This is a genomic window from Paraflavitalea sp., assembly GCF_059502485.1.
Map to the genome: position 1 here is coordinate 2,967,545 of NZ_JCACET010000008.1, position 23,460 is coordinate 2,991,004.

General features: G+C 48.5%; 11 protein-coding genes. All 11 read left to right on the top strand.

Going from position 1 to position 23,460, the window contains the following annotated elements; all coding sequences use genetic code 11:
• Positions 1–16 precede the first annotated feature (16 nt).
• The 11 genes from AC5JBY_RS14510 (at position 17) to AC5JBY_RS14560 (ending at position 23,457) form a co-directional block, all read left to right on the top strand.
• Positions 17–3,175 (top strand): SusC/RagA family TonB-linked outer membrane protein, encoded by a 3,159-nt coding sequence (locus tag AC5JBY_RS14510; RefSeq protein WP_495905326.1) that lies wholly within the window; start codon positions 17–19, stop codon positions 3,173–3,175.
• A 32-nt stretch (positions 3,176–3,207) separates the two neighbouring features.
• A complete protein-coding gene (locus AC5JBY_RS14515; RefSeq protein ID WP_495905327.1) occupies positions 3,208–5,001 on the top strand; it encodes a RagB/SusD family nutrient uptake outer membrane protein in 1,794 nt (597 codons plus the stop codon).
• A gap of 82 nt (positions 5,002–5,083) precedes the next feature.
• Complete coding sequence (locus AC5JBY_RS14520) at positions 5,084–6,739, top strand: polysaccharide lyase (protein WP_495905328.1); 1,656 nt, start codon at positions 5,084–5,086, stop codon at positions 6,737–6,739.
• A 172-nt stretch (positions 6,740–6,911) separates the two neighbouring features.
• A complete protein-coding gene (locus AC5JBY_RS14525) occupies positions 6,912–10,055 on the top strand; it encodes a DUF6298 domain-containing protein (protein WP_495905329.1) in 3,144 nt (1,047 codons plus the stop codon).
• 1 nt (position 10,056) lies between these two features.
• The gene (locus AC5JBY_RS14530; RefSeq protein WP_495905330.1) at positions 10,057–11,442 is read left to right on the top strand and encodes a glycoside hydrolase family 140 protein; all 1,386 of its coding nucleotides are present in this window, start codon (positions 10,057–10,059) and stop codon (positions 11,440–11,442) included.
• A gap of 10 nt (positions 11,443–11,452) precedes the next feature.
• Positions 11,453–12,367 carry a glycoside hydrolase family 43 protein gene (locus AC5JBY_RS14535; RefSeq protein WP_495905331.1) on the top strand — a complete coding sequence of 305 codons (915 nt, stop codon included), beginning with the start codon at positions 11,453–11,455 and terminating at the stop codon, positions 12,365–12,367.
• A gap of 41 nt (positions 12,368–12,408) precedes the next feature.
• Positions 12,409–14,250: a six-hairpin glycosidase gene (locus tag AC5JBY_RS14540; protein ID WP_495905332.1), complete on the top strand. Its 1,842-nt coding sequence runs from the start codon at positions 12,409–12,411 to the stop codon at positions 14,248–14,250.
• Between the two features lie 94 nt (positions 14,251–14,344).
• The gene (locus AC5JBY_RS14545) at positions 14,345–15,889 is read left to right on the top strand and encodes an MGH1-like glycoside hydrolase domain-containing protein (RefSeq protein WP_495905333.1); all 1,545 of its coding nucleotides are present in this window, start codon (positions 14,345–14,347) and stop codon (positions 15,887–15,889) included.
• Between the two features lie 11 nt (positions 15,890–15,900).
• Positions 15,901–18,681, top strand: coding sequence for a glycoside hydrolase family 2 protein (locus AC5JBY_RS14550; RefSeq protein WP_495905334.1), 2,781 nt, complete (start codon positions 15,901–15,903; stop codon positions 18,679–18,681).
• Between the two features lie 2 nt (positions 18,682–18,683).
• On the top strand, positions 18,684–22,502 hold the full coding sequence (locus AC5JBY_RS14555) for a family 78 glycoside hydrolase catalytic domain (RefSeq protein ID WP_495905335.1): 3,819 nt from the start codon (positions 18,684–18,686) through the stop codon (positions 22,500–22,502).
• Positions 22,503–22,578: 76 nt separating this feature from the next.
• Entirely contained in the window at positions 22,579–23,457 is an 879-nt protein-coding gene (locus tag AC5JBY_RS14560) for a sugar phosphate isomerase/epimerase family protein (protein ID WP_495905336.1), read from the top strand.
• Positions 23,458–23,460 lie beyond the last annotated feature (3 nt).

Consider the following 23,460-nt stretch of genomic DNA (forward strand, 5'->3'; position numbering starts at 1 on the left):
ATAAACTACACGCCATATGAATCATTTACGAACTGCTAAGCATTTCCTCATTTTTCTGCTCTTGTGCTGTAGCACCTTTTCCGTGCTGGCACAGGAGAAAACCATTACCGGTAGGGTAGTGAGCGATGATGGGCCACCGTTGGCCGGTGTGAGCGTCAGTGTAAAAGGCGGCAACAAGTCTGTCACCACCGATGCGGAAGGAAAATTCTCCATCGTGGTGCCCAACAGCGATGCGATACTGTCAGTCTCCTACATCGGCTTCCTGTCGAAAGATATAGCCGTTGGCACGAACATCTCTCTGAACATTACCCTCTTCAAGACCGATAAATCGATGGAAGATGTGGTGGTCATAGGATATGGTGCTAAAAAGCGGGCCAATGTATTAGGTTCGGTAGGCACCATCAACCCCAAAGAAATTGAAGACCTGCCGGTCGCCAACCTGGCTACAGCCCTGGTAAATAAAGTACCAGGCGTAAGCATAGCACAGGCTTCCGGTAAACCTGGTGCCAATACCAACCTGCGCATTCGCAACCCCATCACCTTTGGTTCTACAGGCAGCATCAATCCTCTCTATGTGATCGATGGTATTGCCTACAATGAACCGGATGGTAAGACCTTCTTCGATAACCTCGATGCCACCATGGTTGAAAGCATTTCTTTCCTGAAAGATGCCGCTGCTTCTATTTATGGTTCGCGTGGCGCCAATGGTGTGGTACTGGTAACAACGAAAAAAGGCAGACCCGGTAAGCCCCGTATCAGCTATTCCGGTTCTTTCGGTGTTTCATCCGCGTCCGATATGCCGGAGACATTAACTGCACTGGAGCATGTTGCTTTATTGAATAATAAATACAAGGCTCGTCCTGTCTGGAATAACCTCGTGTATTCTCAGCAGGAGATCGACCATGTACGGAACAACAGCTACAGCTGGCTCGACGCTACCTGGGACAATGCTTACCTGCAAAGACATACGATCAACATAAGTGGTGGGTCAGACAAGATCACTTTCTTTGGCGGCGCCAACTATTTAAAAGAGACCGGTAACCTGAAAGACCTCTATGCTACCCGTTACGGATTCCGCATCGGCATGAATGCGAAGATCTCCGATGATATTACTGCAGATGTGGTATTCAGCAATGATTATGCTATACAGGACAGGCCAACGCCTGATGGCATTGCTGCTTTCGCTGGTCAAAATAGTGATCAGACCGATGAAATGAACGCTACCATGGCAGCCCTGTTGCTGATCCCCAAATGGGTGCCCCTGTATGTCGATGGCAAGCCGGTATTCACCACGGCGCCTGGCTGGCATCCGCTGGAAGTACAAGGCACCAACACCTATGCACGAACTAATTCAAGAGGTACCAATATTACCGCCAACATAAATTATAAGATACCATTCATCGAAGGGCTGACTTTCCGGGTATCTTATGGTCAAAATGCCCGCAATGTGGCCGGTAAGGAATATTCTGTTCCTTATAACTTATATGATTTTGCCCGTACCAATTATTCTCCATTAACGGGAACAAGTGTTACCAAGCAGGCAGTTATTTTTACCAATGTACCTGCTGCTTCGAATCCCATCAGGGCCATCAGGAATGGTAATAGTCTGCGTCTGAGCAGTGATGCATCTAAAAGCTACCAGTTCAACCAGTCACTGAACTATAAGAAAACATTTGGTAAACACGACATCGATGTGCTGGTACTGGCCGAGCAAAGTGAATCAAGCACTGAAAGCTTCTTCGCTTCGGCAGAAACCCAGGTGATCCCCGGTGTAGATGAGCTGTGGGGATTCTCTTCCGACAGGGCTACTTACGATCACATCAGCCGCACTACAGAAACAGGCCGGGCCAGTTACCTCGGTCGCCTGAACTATAGCTTTATGGACAGGTACCTGCTGGAAGCTACTTTCCGGGCAGATGCCTCTCCCAACTTCCCGCCTGAATCACGCTGGGGCTATTTCCCATCCGTGGCAGTAGGCTGGAAAATATCAGAAGAGAACTTCTTCCGTAATGTACACTTTGTAGACAACCTGAAACTTCGTTTCCAGGTGGGCCTCACAGGTAGCGATGCCGTGGCCAACTACCAGTACTACGAAAGATACACGCAAACTACGGGTATGTTGTTTGGCAACACCATGACCAACGGTCTTAACAACAACCGTATACCCAATCCAAATATTACCTGGGAAAAAGCGCTGTACAAGAACCTGGGTCTGGATGGTACCATGCTCCGTCAGAAACTCAACTTCGCCCTCGACTTCTACCACCGCCGCAACTATGATATGTTGCAAACGGCTACCAGCAGCGTGCCCACAACATTGGGTGTAGCGATTGCCGACCAGAACTATGCAGAGGTCAAGGCGTGGGGCGTTGAAGGGTCGATCGGTTACAATGGTAAGATCACCAACGATCTGGCGTTTAGCGCACAGATGAACGTGGGTTGGACTGACAATAAAGTGATCAAGAAGTATTATGCTGCTGCTTCCGATACCGGTTGGAAATACCCGATCGGCCGTCGTACCGATGCAGGCATTGAAGGATACAAGGCTACGCATATTTTCAAGACACAGGCAGAGGTAGATGCATTCTATGCCAAGAACCCCGGCTGGCTTATCAACGGCGATTCATTGCGTGTAGGTTACCTCAATTTTGTAGACATCAATGGCGATGGTAGGATCACCGACCTGGATAAAACAAGAATAGCGCCCCGCTCCGGCAGTTTGATCGGCCTTGGTTTTAACCTCGGACTTTCATGGAGAGGATTACGCTTATCGGTCAATACCAGTCTGAGTGTTGGTGGCAGCAGGGTATATGACAATACGGCCCGCAGGCCGCCAACAGAGAACCAGTCTGCACTGTCCTTCTGGAAGAACAGCTGGTCGCCTGAAAACCCCAATGCTAAATACCCGGTTATCAACAGCCCGCTCATCAGCGACGTATCCGATTTCTGGATCGTAAGCGGCACTACGATGCGCATCAACAATGCACAATTAGCTTATACATTGCCTTCAAAGTGGAGTGCTAAGATTAAGATCCCGGAATTAAGGTTGTTTGCGGTAGGTACCAACCTATGGACCATCATCAATAACCAGCCTTACAAAGACCCGGCTTCCAATGTGGCGGTTGACTACCCTGCATTAAGAACTTTCACTTTTGGTGCTAACCTGTCATTTTAAACCGATTGAAAAAGGCAATAAACACTTGTGATATGAAAAAGCTCATCATCTATATATTAATAATAACAGTTGTATCCTCCTGTGTCAGGAAGGTGCTCGACAAAGAAGATAAAACCGGTATTAGTGGCGAAACCTGGGACAATGAATCTACAGCTACTTTGTTCCTGAACCGTTGTTATGCGGTGATCATGCCCAGCTGGCCAGCCAATGCCAGTACTACTACACTCCCTTATGCGTTGCACAATACCAACGATGAGTCGAATACGGTAGGCAGCACCAACTTGTTGTTTGGTACATTGGCCAATGACGGCGTAACCGATTTTGGTACGGTATCGAGCAATGGTGCGTTGGCCTATGTAAACATCCGTCGTGTGAACATCCTGCTCACAGAGATCGATAAAGGAATCCTGCCGCAGGATGTGAGAACAAGGATCAAAGCAGAAGCTTATTTTTTACGGGCATGGAATTATTTCAACCTGGTGAAATTGTATGGAGGTGTTCCTTATGTCACAAGACCGCAGGACTGGATAGAAGACAACGTATATGTGCCTCGCAATAAAACGTCCGAGTGCATCGACTCTTTGATGCGTGACCTCGACTCTGCCGCCAAGGCGCCCAACTGGATCATTGCTACCCAATCAGCCGGCAATCGCGGCAGGGCAACACGTGGAGCTGCTATGGCGCTGAAAGGAAGGATACTGTTGTATTTCGCCAGCCCGCAATTCAATCCCGGTGCTGATGCGACAAAGTGGGAAAAAGCCTATCAGGCCAATAAAGCAGCATATGATTCACTCATAAAAGATGGACATGCGTTGTTTCCCACTTTTGCCAGTGTGTTGACCGATGAAACGTCAGCCAATAAGGAAGTGATCATGATCCGTTCTTATGATGGTATCAATGCTTCCAACTCGTTCGAGAACAGCGCCCGTCCTTCTTCTGAAGGAAGCGGCGGTGGTTACCAGCCTACCTGGGATCTGGTAGAAGCATTTCCAACAGATAGTGGTAAAGCCATCACAGAAGCAGGTGCGGCTTACGACCCGGTGTACTACTGGAAAAAGCGTGATCCCCGTTTTGCGGCCACCATCGTATACAATGGAGCTGTGTGGCCTTTGAGCAGCCAGGCTACCCGCCGCCAGTGGTGCTATATTGGCACCAGCCCTGCAGGACAAAATCCGGAGAACACGATTACAACTACTGGCTTTTATTGCCGCAAGGGCGTGAATCCTGCTACATTGCGCCTCAACTCCGCTGCCGGTACAACCGATTGGGTTGAGATACGGTTGGCAGAAGTAATGCTTAATCTGGCTGAATGTGCCAATGCTACCGGCCGCACGGCAGAAGCATATGATATGCTTAAACTGATCCGTAAAAGAGCAGGTATTTTCCCGGGCACTACCGATATGTATGGATTGAAAACAGGTATGTCGAAGACGGAGATGTTCGATGCCATCATGCTGGAAAGAAGAGTTGAACTGGCATTCGAAAATAAACGTTACGACGACCTGCGCCGCAATAAATTATGGAATACATTGAATGGAAAGATCAGGAGAAGATTGGAAATAGCCGTGAAAGCTCCTTATACCATCACGACCCTTAACAACTTTGTTCCGGGATCAACCACAGTGCGTGTACGTGATACCATCAACATCGATGGACCAAGCTATACCAATTTCTTTACAGCCAGTGTAAAGAACTTTGATAATAATGTGATCAATTTTAAACCGGAATATTATTTCTATGCCATTCCTACAACCCACCTGGGGCGTAACCCTGCGTTGGTACAAACGATTGGCTGGGTCAATGGTTCGTTCGATCCTTTGCAGTAACATTAAATTTTGTTATTAACAAAAGTAACCGCAACCATTATCCTAAATACAACGTCAAACAGCATTATAAAAAGATCACCCAATGAACCAGTACTTAAAGACTATTGTTGCGGTCGCAGTTGGAACAAGCATAGCGATCGGTGTGCGTGCTCAGTATCCTACGATACCACCGGATGTGCAGAAGTCATCAGACTCCCTGCTCGACGAAGGGCGCAAGCGTTCAGATGAAGCATGGGCAAAAGCATGGCCCATTATCCAGGCAGATGCACGGAAAGGAAAGCCCTACATTCCCTGGGCTGGCAAGGCCGATGACCTGCCACAGGCATCTATACCTGCTTTTCCGGGTGCGGAAGGAGGTGGTAAATTCTCTTTCGGAGGACGCGGTGGGAAAATACTGGTAGTAACAAGTCTGAACGATGATGGCCCCGGCAGTTTGCGTTGGGCCTGTGAGCAGGGTGGGGCACGTATCATTGTATTTAATGTAGCAGGTATCATAAGATTGAAAACACCGTTGATCATTCGCGCGCCATATATCACCATTGCCGGACAAACAGCACCCGGAGATGGTGTGTGTGTAGCCGGAGAAACAGTGTGGATCAATACCCACGATGTGGTCATCCGCTTTATGCGCTTCCGTCGGGGTGAAACATGGGTGGGCAGAAGAGATGACGCCATTGGTGGAAACCCTATCGGCAACATCATGATCGACCACGTATCCGCAAGCTGGGGTCTCGATGAGAACATGAGCATGTACCGTCACATGTACAACGACAGTACAGGCGCTATCGAGCAAAAGCTGCCTACGGTGAATATTACCATTCAGAACTCCATCTTCGCAGAAGCATTGGATACCTGGAACCACTCTTTTGGAAGTACATTGGGCGGAGAGAATTGTACATTCATGCGCAACCTCTGGGCCAACAATACAGGACGCAATCCTTCCATCGGGTGGTATGGTGCTTTCAACTTTGTAAACAATGTGATCTTTAACTGGGTTCACCGTTCCATGGACGGCAGCGATTACCGCGGCCAGTTCAATATTATCAACAATTATTATCAACCCGGTCCTGCCACACCCAAAGACAACAATGTAGGCCACCGGATTATCAAGCCCGAAAGCGGCCGCAGTAAGCTGAAGTACCATGTATATGGCCGCGCGTATGTAAACGGCAACATTATGGAAGGTTACGATGCTGTCACCAAAGACAATTGGGCAGGCGGTGTGCAGGTAGAAGATGAAAAAAATGCCGGAGAGCACGAAGCTTATATGAAATGGGACAAGCCATTGCCGATGGCTGCTGTTACTACGGTAGATGCTAAGCAGGCACGTGAATATGTGTTGCTGAATGCAGGAGCTACACTGCCGAAGAGAGATCCCGTTGATACCCGGATCGCAGAGCAGGTACGTACCGGTAAGATCATTCCCCTGCAAGGTGTGAAGCTGCCCGAAACGCAGTTCAAGCACCGCCGCATGCCGATCGACTCCTACAAACAAGGTATTATTTCCGACATCAGCCAGGTAGGTGGTTATCCTGAGTACAAGGGAATTCCTTACAAAGACAGTGACAACGATGGTATTCCTGATGATTACGAAAAGGCGCACGGCCTCAATGCCAACAATGCGGCAGATGCGACCCAGTTTTCTAAGAGTGGTTACACCAATATTGAAGAATACCTGAACAGTGTGGTGCCAGCAAAAAACGTGCAACCGGTAGTGTCGATAAAGAAAGCGTTTTAGTAGAACTGTCACGCTGAGCCTGTCGAAGCGTGTTTTTAGAAGGAGCCTTCGACAAGCTCAGGCTGACAAACAACATACAACTTACTGCTTTGCCCCTGCTGATGATGGGGGCAAAGTCTTTTTAAACAGGAAGCGTAAACAGGTTAAATTCGGATATAAAACAGCTTGATCGTTGAAGAAAACAGTGCATAGTATATTCCTGACTGGCAGCCTGCTGCTGTTTCAATATGCCTCCCTTGCCCAAAAAGGAGTGAAGCCTCCGCCGCCACCGGTATACACAGATGCCAACCGGCAGCTGGCGTACACACCCGATTCCCTTGGCAACCGGGTGCCCGATTTTTCCTACTGTGGCTATGCTGCCGGCGAAAGGGCCATCCCCGATGTACCGGTTAAAATAGTAGTGCCGGTAACCAGTGGTGATGCCACAAGCCGCATTCAATCAGCCATCGATTACGTGAGCAGCCTGCCGGCCGACAAGACAGGTATTCGTGGTGCAGTTTTGTTGCAAGCGGGCATCTACCACGTAAATGGCAGCTTGAAGTTCACTGCTTCAGGTGTGGTATTGCGTGGTAGCGGCGCGGGAACAAATGGAACTATCCTTTCCGGTGATAGCAAAGACCGGGAGACCCTGATCACGATAAGGGGTAAAGAAGATATTACATTAGGTACGCAGGTATCCATTACAAATGAATATGTGCCTGTCAACGCAAATAACTTGCAGGTAGCCGGGCCGCATGCTTTCAAAGTAGGCGATGCGGTAATGATAACACGTCCCAGCACAAAGGAATGGATTGCCACATTAGGTACTGATCATTTCGGAGGCGGCATCACAGCACTTGGATGGAAGCCCGGTCAGCGCGACCTGCAATGGTTCCGCAACATTGTATCGGTAAACGGCAATGCCATTGTATTGGATGCACCGGTCACCACAGCACTGGAGAAACAATACGGTGGGGCAACTATAGCTGCTTATACATGGCCCGGCAGAATATCGAATACCGGGATAGAAAACCTGCAACTGGTATCTGCCTATGATGACGGCAACCCCAAAGACGAAGACCACCGCTGGATGGCCATCACCATCGATCAGGCACAGGATGTCTGGGTAAGACAGGTGAGCTTTAAACACTTTGCAGGATCAGCGGTAGCCGTGTATGAAAGAGCGGCGCGCATTACAGTGGAGGATTGTAAATCCTTGGAGCCTATTTCTGAAATAGGAGGAGAACGGCGTAATACATTCTTCACTGCCGGACAGCAAACCTTGTTTCAGCGATGCTATGCAGAATATGGAATACACGACTTTGCTACCGGTTTCTGCGCAGCAGGACCTAATGCCTTTGTGCAATGCGAATCACATTTGCCTTACAGTTTCAGTGGAGGCATCGATAGCTGGAGTGCCGGCGTGCTCTTTGATGTGGTGTATGTGGATGGACAGGCCATCAGCTTTATGAACCGTGGACAGGATGGACAAGGTGCAGGATGGAATATTGCCAACAGTGTGTTGTGGAATTGCAGTGCGTCAAGAATTGATTGTTATAAACCACCCACGGCCAACAACTGGGCCTTTGGCGCCTGGAGCCAGTTTGCCGGAGATGGTTACTGGGGCGAATCCAACAACAGCATTCAGCCAAGAAGTTTATATTATGGACAGTTGCAGCAACGTATTGGTGCTGCAGCGAAAGATCGAGTACAGGTAATGCCGATGGAAACTGAGGCCTCCAGCAGTCCCACGGTAGACGTGGCTACGCAATTGACCAAACAGTCGGTGGCGCCAGCCAAAACATTATTGACCTTCATCGACGAAGCAGCACAGCGACAACCCATCCCTACTAATGCACAGGGAGTTAAGACCATCGATGAGCTCAACATAAAGCAAACCACTGCCGCATTGCCTGCAATGGCGGCCTTGCATATAGAACAGGGTGTGCTGGTACGCGGCACACAACTCGTTGCAGGCTATAAAACAGAAGTGCCCTGGTGGACAGGCAGCGCCCGGCCTTATGGCGCTGTCAAAGCAAAAGGGGCCGTTACCCGCTTTGTGCCGGGAAGAACAGGCGAGGGCTTGACGGATGACCTCGATGCGCTGACTGATTCTATGAAATACAATCGAACGGTTTCACTGGAACAGAACTATGGATTGTGGTATGAGCGCCGGCGTGATGACCATGAACGCATCCGTCGCATGGATGGTGATGTGTGGGCGCCCTTCTATGAACTGCCCTTTGCACGTAGCGGCAAAGAAACTGCCTGGGATGGACTGAGCAAATACGATCTTACCAAATACAACTATTGGTATTGGAGTCGCCTGCAGCAGTTTGCCACCTTGGCCGACCGTAAAGGGCTCGTGCTGGTAAATCATCATTACTTCCAACACAACATTATAGAGGCAGGTGCCCATTATGCCGACTTCCCCTGGCGGCCTGCCAACAACATCAACAACACCGGGTTTCCTGAGCCGCCACCGTATGCAGGCGACAAACGCATCTTCATGGCGGAGCAGTTTTATGATACAAGTCACCCGGTGCGCCGTGCCTTGCACAAAGCGTTCATTCGGAAAAACCTGGAGAGTTTTGCCAACAATAACAGCGTTGTGCACCTGATCAGTGCAGAGTTTACCGGCCCTCTGCATTTCGTGCAGTTCTGGCTGGATGAAATTGCTGCCTGGGAAAGAGAAACCGGTAAACATCCGATCATTGGTTTAAGCACTACCAAAGATGTGCAGGATGCTATACTGGCCGATCCTAAGCGTGCAGCAGTAGTAGATATGATCGATATACGTTACTGGCACTACCAGCAGGATGGAACTGCTTATGCGCCACAGGGAGGACAAAACCTGGCGCCCCGGCAACATGCCCGCCTGCTGAAACCCAAGGCCAGTGCTGAAGCTGCTGTTTACAAAGCGGTATCGGAATACCGGCAGCAATATCCCGGTAAAGCAGTTACCTATTATGGAGATAGCTACGACCGGTATGGATGGGCAGTATTGATGGCCGGTGGCTCTATGCCTTCGCTCGCTGTGCAGGACCCCGGATTCCTGCAGGCAGTAGGTGCTATGCGTCCGCTGGTATCGAAAGAGGCGATGGTGCGGCAGTGGATATTACAGAATGCACAAACGGGCTATGTGATCTACGATCTCGCAAAAGATAAAGGAACGGTAGAAGCCACTATTGAAGCTGGCAGTTATAGCGTGAATTGGGTTAACGGATTGAGTGGCGCGGTGCGTGCCACGAAAGAAACTGTCAAAGGTGGAAAAGCAATAGTGGCTACCAAGCCGGATAGAGGGAATTGGATATTATGGTTGAAAAAGAATAAATGAGATGAAACGAATTACAGCAATAGCATTGTTATTAGTGATGACGATTACTTCGGTGGCACAGGTAAAGCCATTGCCCAAGCTGAAAGTATCACCAAATGGCCGGTATTTCGCTACACAGAATGGACAACCTTTCTTTTGGCTCGGAGATACTGGTTGGCTGTTGTTCATTAAGCTCACCCGTGAAGAAGTGGTGCAATACCTCGAACAAAGGAAGCAACAGGGATTTAATGTGATACAGGTGATGGTGCTGCACGATGTGCGCAAAGCCGTGAACGTATATGGCGATTCCGCACTGATCAATCGAAATGTAGCCACGCCCGCCATCACCAATGGTAATAATGTCAGTGATCCTGCTCAATACGATTTCTGGGACCATGTAGATTATGTGATCGATCAGGCTGAGCAACGAGGAATATACATGGCACTTGTGCCGGTATGGGGCACCAATGTAAAGAATGGCTGGGTGCCACAAGCGGCCGCTAAGAAGTATGCAACCTTCCTGGGCAACAGGTACAAGAACAAATCAAACATCATCTGGCTCAATGGGGGCGATATACCCGGCAGTGATTCCATTAGAATCTGGAACGAGATTGGCAGCACGCTGCGGGCAACCGATAAAAATCACCTGATCACCTTCCACCCACGTGGCCGCACCACCTCTTCCCGTTGGTTTCACCAGGAGAAATGGCTCGACTTCAATATGTTTCAGAGCGGTCACCGCAACTATGCGCAGGATACCAGCAAAGGTGAAACACACTACGGAGAAGACAACTGGAAATACATCGATGAAGATTATGCAAAGCGTCCCATAAAACCAACATTCGATGGAGAGCCATCTTATGAAGGCATTCCCTATGGGTTGCATGATACCACGCAATCTTATTGGGCCGATCATGAGATACGGCGCTATGCCTGGTGGAATGTACTGGCAGGAGGAGCCGGCTTTACCTACGGACACAATGCCGTGATGCAGTTCTTTCACAAAGGAGATGCGGGCAGTGCCTATGGCGCTAAGCAATACTGGCAGCCGGCTATGGAAGCCCCCGGCGCTCAGCAGATGAAGTATGTTAAAGAGCTGTTGTTGTCTAAGCCTTACTTCGAAAGAGTACCTGATCAATCACTGGTGCAGGGCAACGGCCAGCGGTACGAGCGGGTAGTGGCTTCACGCGGTAAAAAGTATGCATTGTTATATACCTATACCGGCAGCAGCTTCAAAGTAGTGATGGGCAAGATCAGTGGCGCCAAAGTGCGTGGCTATTGGCTGAGCCCCAAAGATGGCACTACCCAGCCTATTGGCGAAATGGACAATGCCGGTGTAAAGGAGTTTGATCCGCCCGGTGAGCGCAAAGAAGGAAATGATTGGGTGTTGATCCTGGAAAGCGAATAAAAATGAATTAATGAGACGAATTTATATATACATCATTTGTTTGTTTCTCATTTCATGTGGTGCACAGAAGGAAGTCTATATGTCTACTGGCTTCCACGAACCTGCCACAGAAGGTTTGCGTTTCCTGTATAGCAACGACGGCTATCACTGGAAGGATGCCGGCAAAACATTCCTGCATCCTACCATCGGCCAGCAAAAAGTGATGCGCGATCCTTCAATGGTACAAGGGCCCGACGGCACTTTTCACCTTGTGTGGACCAGCAGCTGGCGTGGCGATAAAGGATTTGGGTATGCCTCTTCCAAAGATCTGCTCCACTGGAGTGACCAACGTTTTATCTCCGTCATGGATAAGGAGCCCACCACAGTGAATGTGTGGGCGCCCGAGCTGTTTTATGATGAGGATAGCAAACAGTTCGTCATCATCTGGGCATCGACTATTCCCGGCCGCTTTGACCGGGGTATCGAAGAGGACAGCAACAACCACCGGATGTATGTAACCACCACGCTCGATTTCCAGACATTCAGTCCCACCAAATTATTCCTCGATCCCGGCTTCAGTGTGATCGACGCGGTGATTGTAAAGAAGGCCGCAAAGGATTATGTACTGGTGCTGAAAGACAATACCCGTCCCAACAGGAATATCAAAGTGGCTTATGGAACCAGTGCGTTGGGGCCTTACACCAATGTAACGACTCCTTTTACAGAGCCGTTTACCGAGGGTCCGTCTGTAGCGAAAGTGGGCAATGAATGGTTGATCTACTTTGATGCCTACCGGGAAAAAAAGTATGGTGCTGTAAAGACCGCCGACTTTAAAACCTTCACACCGCTGAAGGATGAGATCAGTGTGCCGGAAGGCCATAAGCACGGAACGATATTCAAAGTGAAAAAGAAAGTGTTGAAGCAGTTGCTGAAAGCAACAGAATAAACCTACGAGGCTGCAAGCCTCGCAGAGCGAAAGCAAAAAGTATGATGACTAAACATAAATTACTGGGTTTATCATTGTTGGCGTGCACTGTTGCCGGCCAGGCACAGCAGGATACGGTACATTATACTGGTAGCACACTGGTGAATGTGGATTATCATGATGGCCGGTTGCCGCTGGCCATGGGCGTACACAATATACAAGTGGTGCGCGCGCACCGCGACCTGAAAGAAGCAAAATACAGTTTTGGCTGGACCTATAACCACGCGCCCATGCTGGTGTATTGGAATAATACTTTTTACCTCGAATACCTGAGCAACCCGGTAGGGGAGCACGTACCGCCGGGACAAACTTTATTGGTTACTTCCAAAGATGGTTATCACTGGAGCGAGCCTGAGATCATTTTTCCGCCTTATAAAGTGCCCGATGGTTTTAAGAAGCCGGAGCGGGAAGGCGTAGCCAGCAACCTGTATGCAGTGATGCACCAGCGTATCGGCTTTTACACCGCTTCCAACAAAAAACTACTGGCACTGGCGTACTATGGTATAGCCATGGACAATAAAGATGACCCCAATGATGGCAATGGCATCGGACGGGTGGTGCGTGAAATAAAAGCTGATGGTACTTATGGCCCCATTTACTTCATCCGCTACAACCACAACTTCAACGAAAAGAACAGCAGTTTTCCTTTTTATAAGAGTAGTAAGGATAAAGCATTTGTCACCGCTTGTGATGAGTTGCTGTCCAAACCCTTGATGATGCAGCAATGGAATGAGGAAGCCGACAGAGACGATCCATTGGTGCCGGTAAAAAAAGAATACAAAGCGTTGAGCTTCTACCACCTGCCCGATGGCCGTGCGGTGGGGCTGTGGAAGCATGCGCTTACTTCCATTACCACCAATGATGGCAAGAGCTGGTTGTACAATCCGCTGCGCGCGCCGGGCTTTGTGAACAGCAATGCCAAGATATGGGGACAGCGCACCAGCGATGGTAAATATGCTACTGTATACAACCCTTCTGAATTCCGCTGGCCCCTGGCGCTTTCATTAAGCAATGACGGATTGAACTATACCAACCTGCTGTTGGTGAATGGCGAAATATCGCCCATGCGCTATGGTGGCAACTATAAATCGTATGGACCGCAATATGTGCGGGGCATACAGGAAGGGGATGGTACACCACCTGATGGCAATATGTGGGTAACCTACAGCATGAATAAAGAAGATATCTGGATTTCGTCGGTACCTGTACCCGTGCGGGATAAAGAAACGAAGCCGGTTGATGAAAGCTTTGCACAATTGCCTGCTGATAAAGCATTACAATACTGGAATATTTATAGCCCGGTGTGGGCACCTGTTTCTATCGAACAGTCAACCAGTGGAAAAGCATTGGTATTGCGTGATGGTGATGCACATGATTATGCAAAAGCAGAAAGGTTATTACCGGCTGCTCAAAAGATGGAACTGGAATTTGCTGTTACACCTTCCCAGGTCAGTCATGGGCAACTGGATATTGAACTGCAGGATGCGGTGGGCACGCCCGGTGCGCGCTTCACCTTTGGCGCCGACAGCTTGCTGATCTCCAAGTCGGGCGCGCGCTATAAAACACTGTTGAAATATACGCCGGGCACTACTTATAAGATTAGGGTAAACATCAACACCGCTGCCCGCATGTATACCATGAACATTAATGGAAAGGACGTCAGCGCGCAGATCATGTTTGCACCTTTGCATAAAGTGGAGCGGATCGTATTCCGTACCGGTGAGGTGCGCTGGTTTCCTACGGCAGATACACCCGCTGATAATTTTACCGACCTGCCGGATGCGGGGAAGAGGGTTGAAGAGGCGAAGTTTAGTGTTGAGTATTTGAAAGCTAAGCCTCAATGAGGTATTAGCTGTTAGCTTTTAGCCATTAGCATAAAACGAAGCAAAGGGCTAACAGCTAAAGGCTAAGTGCTAATAGCTTAAAAAGAAATAAACAATGATGCGGTTACGATACATAGCGATTGTTGGTCTCAGCCTTATGGCTACGAGTGTTACTGCGCAGAAAAAAGTGCAGCCCGGAAAAAGCGTATTGAAGGCTGGCAGCTTTAAGCATTATGTAGATTACTTCAATAAGATGGAAGATGAGAACATTGTGCAGGCCATACCGAATGACAGCGCCTGGCAATGGATGCAACGCAATATCCCGCTCTTTGAATGCCCGCAACAAAATGTAGAAGAGATCTTCTATTACCGCTGGTGGACACTTCGCAAGCACATTAAGAAAACACCTGTAGGCTATGCTTTCACTGAATTCCTGGTGAACCGGTCTTACGCAGATAAATATAATCTCATTGCCTGCGCCCTTGGGCATCACCTGTATGAGGGCCGCTGGTTGCACGAGCAGCAATACCTCGATCAGTATGTACATGTATGGTATCGGGGCGACAGCGGTAAAGCCATGAAGAAGCTCCACGGCTTTAGCAGCTGGGCGATGGATGCCATTTATAACCGCTACCTCGTAAACGGAAATGTACCTTATATGCTTGACCTCTTGCCCGATCTGCAACAGGATTATGCCGTATGGGAAACAGAAAAGAAACTGCCCAGTGGTTTGTTCTGGCAAACAGACGTGAAAGATGGCATGGAAGAAACTATCAGTGGCGGTCGGCGCGAAAAGAACGCACGACCTACCATCAACAGTTATATGTATGGCAACGCCGTGGCATTAGCCAAAATGGCTACGCTGAAAGGTGATCAGCAATTGGCTTCTTTTTATACGCGCAAGGCCGATACCATCAAACAACTCATTCAATCAAAGCTGTGGAACGATAAACATGCCTTCTTCGAAGTACGTAAAGAGGCGGATACCCTCGCCAATGTGAAAGAGGAAGTTGGCTTTATTCCCTGGTATTTTAATTTGCCGGACGCAGGGTATGAAAATGCCTGGAAATCCGTAAGGGATGAAAAGACCTTCTGTGCACCCTTCGGGATTACTACTGCCGATCGCAGTCACCCGGGCTTTCGTACGCATGGTTGCTGCAAATGTGAATGGGATGGCGCCGTTTGGCCTTTTGCTACTTCACAAACGCTTACTGCCCTGGCCAACGTATTGAACAATTACCAGCAAAACGTAATTGGCGACTCTACCTGGTTCAGCTTGCTGAATACCTATGTGGAATCGCAATACTACCGTGGTCGTCCTTATGTAGGGGAATACCTTGACGAGAAAACGGGCTACTGGTTGAAAGGTGATGAAGAGCGCAGCCGCTATTATAATCACTCCACTTTCAATGACCTGATCATTACTGGTCTGGCGGGCCTTCGCCCCCGGGCTGATAATAAGATAGAAGTCCATCCTCTGTTGCCTGTCGGTAAATGGGACTGGTTTTGTCTTGATAATGTGTTGTACCGCGGTAAGATCATTACCATCATCTGGGACAAGGATGGAGCGAAGTATAAGAAAGGGAAAGGCTTGAGTGTGTGGGTGAATGGAGTGAAGAAAGGAAATACGGACAAGCTGGATAAAATTGTAATAGAGTAGAGCGTATTATAATGATGTATATAGATCGTAAAATATTATTGTTTGTAGGATTGGTGCTGACGGGCATAGGAGTGTTTGCGCAGCAAACGGAGAAGTTGTACTTGTCTGGCACTGGTAATGATAAGACCGTAAACTGGGAGTTCTTTTGCTCGGAAGGGCGAAACTCCGGTAAATGGACTACGATTCCGGTGCCTTCCTGCTGGGAACTGCAGGGATTTGGTAAATACAACTATGGATTTGATAAGGACAGTGTGCGTGGCAAAGAGAAGGGCATGTACAAATATTCTTTTCGGGTGCCTGCCGGCTGGAAGAATAAGGTTATTAAGATTGTCTTTGAAGGTTCCATGACCGATACGGAAGTAAAGATCAATGGACAATTTGCCGGGCCGGTGCATGAAGGTGCTTTCTATGCTTTCAAATATGATGTTACGAAGTTGCTGAAGCAAGGAGAGGAGAACCTGTTGGAAGTAACAGTGGCCAAGCATTCAGCCAATGCTTCTGTGAATGAAGCAGAACGTAAGGCCGACTTCTGGTTATTTGGTGGCATCTTCCGGCCGGTGTATTTAGAAGCATACCCAACGCAGTATATCGAAAACGTACAAATTGATGCAAAAGCGGATGGCAGTTTTACAGCTATTGCCCATATCGAGCATCACGGACCCGGTGATCAATTGTCTGCCCAGGTCTATACGCTTGATGGGAAAAAAGTAGGTGCGGCTTTGCGGAAGAGTGTTAATAAGAAATTTGCTTTCGCTTTCCTGCAGGCCTCATTCGCTTCTCCACAGCTGTGGTCGCCAGAAACTCCTAATCTGTATGAGGTGGTTTTTACCTTGTCAGATAGTGGCAAGCCTGTGCATACGATGAAACAACGGTTTGGTTTCAGAACAGTAGAAGTGAAACAGCGTGATGGTATTTATGTAAATGGCGTAAAGGTGAAAATGAAAGGAGTGAACCGTCATTCCTTCTGGCCCACATCGGGCAGGACTACCAGTAAAGCCATCAGTATACAGGATGTGTTGTTGATGAAAGAGATGAACATGAATGCCGTGCGCATGAGTCATTATCCACCAGATGGCCATTTCCTCGATGTATGTGATTCGCTGGGTTTGTTTGTAATGGATGAGCTGGCTGGCTGGCATTGGAATTACGATACACCAACCGGTACAAAACTGGTCGAAGAAATGTTGTTGCACGACAGGAACCATCCTTCGATCATCTTTTGGGCCAACGGCAATGAAGGTGGACACAATTTTGAACTGGATTCCCTGTTTGTAAGAAATGATATACAGTTGAGGCCGGTAGTGCATCCCTGGCAATTGTTTGGCGGCTTCGATACGCAACACTACCGGGAATACAATTATGGTATTGGCAATTACAACAACGGGCGCGAGATCGTGATGCCTACCGAGTTCCTGCATGGCTGGTATGATGGAGGGCATGGAGCGGGATTGCAGGATTATTGGGAAGCCATGTGGCATGATCCGTTATCGGCTGGCGGCTTCCTGTGGGACTTTGCCGATCAGGGTGTAGTAAGAACAGATAAAAACGGGGTATTGGATACTGATAAGAACCGTGGCGCCGACGGCATCCTGGGACCATATCATGAGAAAGAGGGCAGCTTTTATACCATCAAGGAAGTATGGAGCCCTGTGTTTGTAGAGCGCCGGGAGATCGCGCCAGACTTTGATGGGGTTTTACGTTTGGAGAACCGCTACTTCTATACCAACATCAATAAATGTTCTTTTCAGTGGACGCTGAGCAAATGGGTGAATGGGAAGCGGGAAGATAAAAAAGGAACAGCACTGGCGCCGGATATCAAACCTGCTCAGAAAGGCACATTGAAGCTCTCGTTGCCTGCCAACTGGAACCAGTATGATGCACTATACCTCACCGCTTTCGACGCTTATAAAAAAGAATTATTTACCTGGAGTTTCCCTATTGTTAGGCCCGCTGCTGTGGCTGCTACGCTCGTTGATACAACCGGCAATGGTGCGGTAACCATCACTACCGCTGATTCCTTATACCAGGTTGCTGCTAATGGCGTGCAATTTACAATTCACCAACGCACCGGGTTGCTCACCAGTGTACACAATGCCAAAGGAGTTATCCCATTCAACAACGGACCTGTATTGCAGGAAGGTGTCAACAACTTCAATGGCTTCTCGTATCGCATGGAGGGGCGAAATCTTGTCATTGCTTCCTCTTTCGATCGTAAGAACAGTTTCAACATGCTTGAATGGACCATCTATCCATCCGGTTGGGTGAAAATGAAACTGAACTATTTTCCCGAGGCCTACTTTACCACGTTTGTGGGTGTCAACTTCTCTTTTCCGGAAGCCAATATAAAAGCAGTTGAGTATATGGGCAGTGGTCCGTACCGTGTATGGAAGAACCGCATGAAGGGAACGCAATTTGGTATCTGGCACAAGGACTACAACAATACCGAGACGGGCGAAAGCTGGAAGTACCCGGAGTTTAAAGGTTATCACTCCAATATGTATTGGTGTAAATTCATCACCAATGCGCAGCCTTTTACCGTAGTCACCGAAAATGAAGATACTTTCCTACGGCTGTTTACGCCTGCCTGGAAAGAAGATCAATGGAAGAACTACATGCTGTATTTCCCTTCGGGTGATATCTCCTTTATGCAGGGCATTGCCAGTATTGGCAGCAAAACACAAAGGAATGAAACTACCGGCCCGATGGGCGGCAAGAATATTTATTATGATTATGAGAAAGACAGGGGGCGGGCAAAGGAGCTGGTGTTGTTTTTCAACTTTAACGCAGAATGACCATGAACCATAAATCCTTATACAGGTTACTGTTTTTATTGCTGTTATGTGCAGGCACGTTGCAAGTGTCTGCCCAAACGATTGCAACGAATGCGTTGCAATGTGAAATGCTGACAAATCCACAAGGTATTGATGTAGTCAAGCCACGGTTGAGTTGGAAGATTAATGCTAATCAGCGTGGCGTAATGCAAACTGCTTACCAGGTTATTGTGGCTTCCACGCCGGAAAAGCTGGTAGCCAATAATGGCGATCTGTGGAATAGTGGTAAAATAGCTTCTGCGCAATCCATTCATGTTATGTATGCTGGTAAGCCATTGACCAGCCGCACTGCCTGCTACTGGAAAGTAAAAGTGTATACGAATAAAGGGGAGGCCGGATGGAGTGATCCTGCACAATGGTCGATGGGATTGTTAGCTGCCGCAGATTGGAAAGCCAAATGGATAGGTTATGATAAAGCTTCTTCCTGGGATAGTGTCACACAGTTTTCCCGCTTATCGGCCCGTTATTTCAGGAAGCCTTTTGCTTCTGATAGCCGCGTAAAAAGAGCCACTGTGTATGTTTCGGGGCTTGGCCTGTATGAGTTGCACATCAACGGAGCTAAAATAGGGGATGCTGTGCTGGCGCCCAACCCCACGGACTACCGTAAATCTATATTGTACAATACGTATGATGTGACTGCCAGGATACAGAAGGGGGATAATGTTATTGCTGCCGTGTTGGGCAACGGACGTTACTTCACCATGCGGCAGGATTACAAGCCGCAAAAGATCAATACGTTTGGTTATCCAAAATTATTACTGCAGCTGGAAATTGATTATGCGGATGGCACGCGTAAAACGATCGTAAGTGATGAGAGCTGGAAGCTCAATGTGGATGGCCCCATCAGGAGCAACAATGAATATGATGGCGAGGAATATGATGCTACCAAAGAGCTCACCAACTGGAATAGAGTGAACTATCAGGATGCCGGCTGGATAAAACCTCAGCTGGTGAAAGCGCCTGAAGGAAAAGTGGTGGCTCAGATGAACGAGCCTATGCGGGTGAAGAAGGTTGTTCAGCCTGTTTCTATAAAGCGGCTTCGAGAGGCCCGGTCTGATAAATACATCCTGGACATGGGGCAGAACTTTTCCGGCTGGATAAAGATGAACGTGAGTGGGAGGAAAGGGACAAAGATACAGCTACGCTTTGCAGAAAGCTTGCAGCCCAATGGTGAATTGTATATGGCCAACCTGCGCGATGCCAAGGTTACTGATGTATATACGTTGAAGGGAGACGGCGTTGAGACCTGGCAGCCCTCTTTTGTATACCATGGTTTCCGGTATGTGGAGATTATAGGTTATCCCGGCGAACCTTCTGTAAAGGATTTTGAAGGGCAGGTAGTGTATGATGATCTGGCTACTATTGGTTCCTTCCATACGTCGAATGAAACGATCAACCGCATCTGGCAGAATGCCTGGTGGGGTATTGCTTCCAATTATAAAGGTATGCCAGTGGATTGTCCCCAGCGCAATGAACGGCAGCCCTGGCTGGGCGATCGGGCCACTGGTGCATTGGGCGAGAGTTTCCTGTTTGATAACTCATCGTTGTATGCCAAGTGGCTGAACGATATTCAGCAATCACAAACAGCAGAAGGCGCTATTCCCGATGTGGCGCCCGCTTTCTGGAATTACTACAGCGACAACGTGACCTGGCCGGGCGTGTATATTCTGGTGGCTGATATGTTGTATCGCCAGTACGGCGATAAACAGTCAATTATCAGGCACTACCCATCTATGAAAAAGTGGATGGGCTATATGCAGAAGAAATACTTAAAGAACAATATTCTCACGAAAGATAAATATGGTGACTGGTGTGTGCCGCCCGAATCGCTGGAGTTGATCAAGTCACGAGACAGTATGCGTACCACGAAGGGAGAGTTGATCGCAACGGCCTATTATTATCATCTGTTGGAGTTGATGCAGCAGTTTGCTAAGCTGTCTGGCAAGGATGCTGATATAAAGGAGTATGCTGCACTGGCCGGCAATATGAAAGACGCTTTTAATAACCGTTTCTTCAATGCCAAAACAAAGCAATACGACAACAATACTGTAACCGCCAACCTGCTGCCTTTGTATTTCGGTATCGTGCCCGATAGTGCCCGGGAGCAGGTGTTCAATCATATTTATACGAAGATCAGGATCGAGAACCACATGCACATTAGCACGGGTGTGATCGGTACGCAATGGCTGATGCGGGGCTTGACGGCGAATGGCCGGTCAGATATTGCCTATACACTTGCTTCCAATACTTCTTATCCAAGCTGGGGATACATGGCGGCCAATGGCGCCACCACCATCTGGGAGTTGTGGAATGGCAATACGGCCAACCCGCAAATGAACTCGCAGAACCATGTGATGTTGCTGGGAGATCTGTTGACCTGGTTGTACCAGGACCTCGCAGGTATCCGTTCGGATGATCAACAGGTTGCTTTTAAAAAGATCATCATGAAGCCGGAGTTCGTTGATGGGTTGAACAGTGTGCAGGCTACTTATCAATCTCCCTATGGCGAGATCATGAGTAGCTGGAAAACGGATGATGCACGCAGCAGGATGAGCTGGGAGATCAAAGTGCCTGCCAATGCAACGGCGTTGGTCTACATCCCTGCTGATACCATAACGGATGTAGTAGAGGGGGGTAAGCCTGCCGCACAAAGTGAAGGGGTGCGATTTATAAAGACAGATGGCAAGTACATCGTATTTGAAATAGGTTCCGGTGCTTACCTGTTTGAAGCAGGCGCGCGCTTTAAGCAAGGGATTGTAAAAGATGAATTCATTTTTGATCGTGCCAGTTTCCCGGAGAGCCATGCTGCTACGATTGTAGAAACACCTAAGGGTTTGATAGCGGCGTGGTTTGGTGGCACCAAGGAAGGGAATAAAGACGTATGTATCTGGACAAGCCACCTGGAGAACGGAAAATGGACAGCACCGCAAATGGTGGCCGATGGCATTATCAACGATACCACCCGTTTCCCTTGCTATAATCCCGTGCTGTACCAGGTGCCCAATGGAGAGTTGTTGTTGTTTTATAAGATAGGCTCGCGCGTGGCCACCTGGAAAGGATATATGAAACGATCCAAAGACAATGGCCTTACCTGGGGTGAAAGAGAAAACCTGCCGGAAGGGTTTCTTGGCCCGGTGAAGAACAAACCTATTCTGTTGGGCAATGAATTGTACTGTGCTTCCAGTATGGAAGGCAGCGGCTGGAAAGTACATTTTGAAGTAACTACCGACTGGGGTAAAACCTGGCGTAAGATAGGGGCCATCAATGATGGGAAGACCATCAATGCCATACAACCCAGTATACTCACCTATAAAGATGGCCGCCTGCAGGTGTTGTGCAGGAGCCGCAACAGGGCAGTTGTGGAATCGTGGTCTGCAGATGGCGGCAAAACATGGTCGGAGGTAGTGCCTACTAACTTACCGAATAACAACTCCGGCACCGATGCCGTGACGCTGAAAGATGGTCGGCAGTTGTTGGTATATAATCATGTGTTGCCGCCGGGCACGTTGGCCAAGGGGCCACGCACGCCGCTCAATGTTGCCATTTCAATAGACGGCAAGAACTGGTCGGCTGCGTTGGTACTGGAAGATTCTCCCATCAGCCAATATTCTTATCCATCTGTGATCCAAACGTCTGATGGTATGGTGCACATCGTGTACACCTGGCGGCGTGAGCTCGTCAAACATGTAACAGTCGATCCTTCCAAACTTGAATTAAAACCTATTGTCAATGGAATATGGCCAGGTGAAAAGTCCTCGCAGGGGAAAGTTAGTGAAGATTAAGGCAACGAGGCAACAAGGCAGTGAGGCAACGAGTGGGGGAAAGCAAACTTTGAGCCACGAGCTTCTAACTACGAGTTTGAGGCGTGGAGTTGCTTTTGTTCTGGGAAGCTTCTTGCTGTTTAGTTTGCTGTTGCCGGCGTTTGCGCAGGCGCAGGAGAAGAACAAGCGGTACAAGATCGCCTTGATCGATCTGATGTTGTTGAAGCGGCAGAAGTTGAGCGCGTTGCAATTAACCAAAGACCTGGGCGCCGATGGAGTGGAGGTGGATATGGGTGGATTGGGTAAGCGACCTACGTTTGACAACCAACTGCTGAATGATACGGTACGTCAGTCTTACCTCAATAAGATTAAAGAGCTCAATATTGAAATCCCGTCGCTGGCTATGACCGGCTATTATGCGCAATCTTTTTGTGAACGGGAGGAATACAAACAAAGTATTGCCGACTGTATCAAGACCATGCAGCTGATGAATGTAAAGATCGCTTTCCTGCCGATGGGTGTGCAGTGCGATCTCGTTAAAAATCCTGATCTGCGCAGTAAAGTGGTGGAGCGCCTGAAAGAAGCGGGTAAAATGGCGCAGGCTGCCGGTGTGGTGATCGGCATTGAGACGCCGTTATCTGCTAAAGAACAGATAAAGCTGCTGGATGAGATCGGTTCTTCCGCTATTAAGATCTACTTCAATGTGGCTGATGCGTTGGGCGCAGGTCGTGATGTGTATGATGAGCTGAGAACACTTGGACGCAAGCGTATTTGTCAAATACATTGTACCAATAAAGACGGCGTGTGGCTGGAGAATGATCCGGAAGTGGATATGAAGAAGATCAAGCAAACGCTCGATAAAATGAAGTGGAGTGGCTGGCTGGTGGTGGAGCGTAGCCGGGATGCGAAACAGCCAACGAATGTGAAGGTGAATTATGGCGCGAATACGAAGTATTTGAAGAGCATCTTTCAATAAAGC

Coding starts and splice junctions, on each gene's coding strand:
- AC5JBY_RS14555 (WP_495905335.1), top strand. CDS start 18,684: ATGAACCATAAATCCTTATACAGGTTACTGTTTTTATTGCTGTTATGT.
- AC5JBY_RS14515 (WP_495905327.1), top strand. CDS start 3,208: ATGAAAAAGCTCATCATCTATATATTAATAATAACAGTTGTATCCTCC.
- AC5JBY_RS14530 (WP_495905330.1), top strand. CDS start 10,057: ATGAAACGAATTACAGCAATAGCATTGTTATTAGTGATGACGATTACT.
- AC5JBY_RS14545 (WP_495905333.1), top strand. CDS start 14,345: ATGATGCGGTTACGATACATAGCGATTGTTGGTCTCAGCCTTATGGCT.
- AC5JBY_RS14510 (WP_495905326.1), top strand. CDS start 17: ATGAATCATTTACGAACTGCTAAGCATTTCCTCATTTTTCTGCTCTTG.
- AC5JBY_RS14550 (WP_495905334.1), top strand. CDS start 15,901: ATGATGTATATAGATCGTAAAATATTATTGTTTGTAGGATTGGTGCTG.
- AC5JBY_RS14520 (WP_495905328.1), top strand. CDS start 5,084: ATGAACCAGTACTTAAAGACTATTGTTGCGGTCGCAGTTGGAACAAGC.
- AC5JBY_RS14540 (WP_495905332.1), top strand. CDS start 12,409: ATGATGACTAAACATAAATTACTGGGTTTATCATTGTTGGCGTGCACT.
- AC5JBY_RS14535 (WP_495905331.1), top strand. CDS start 11,453: ATGAGACGAATTTATATATACATCATTTGTTTGTTTCTCATTTCATGT.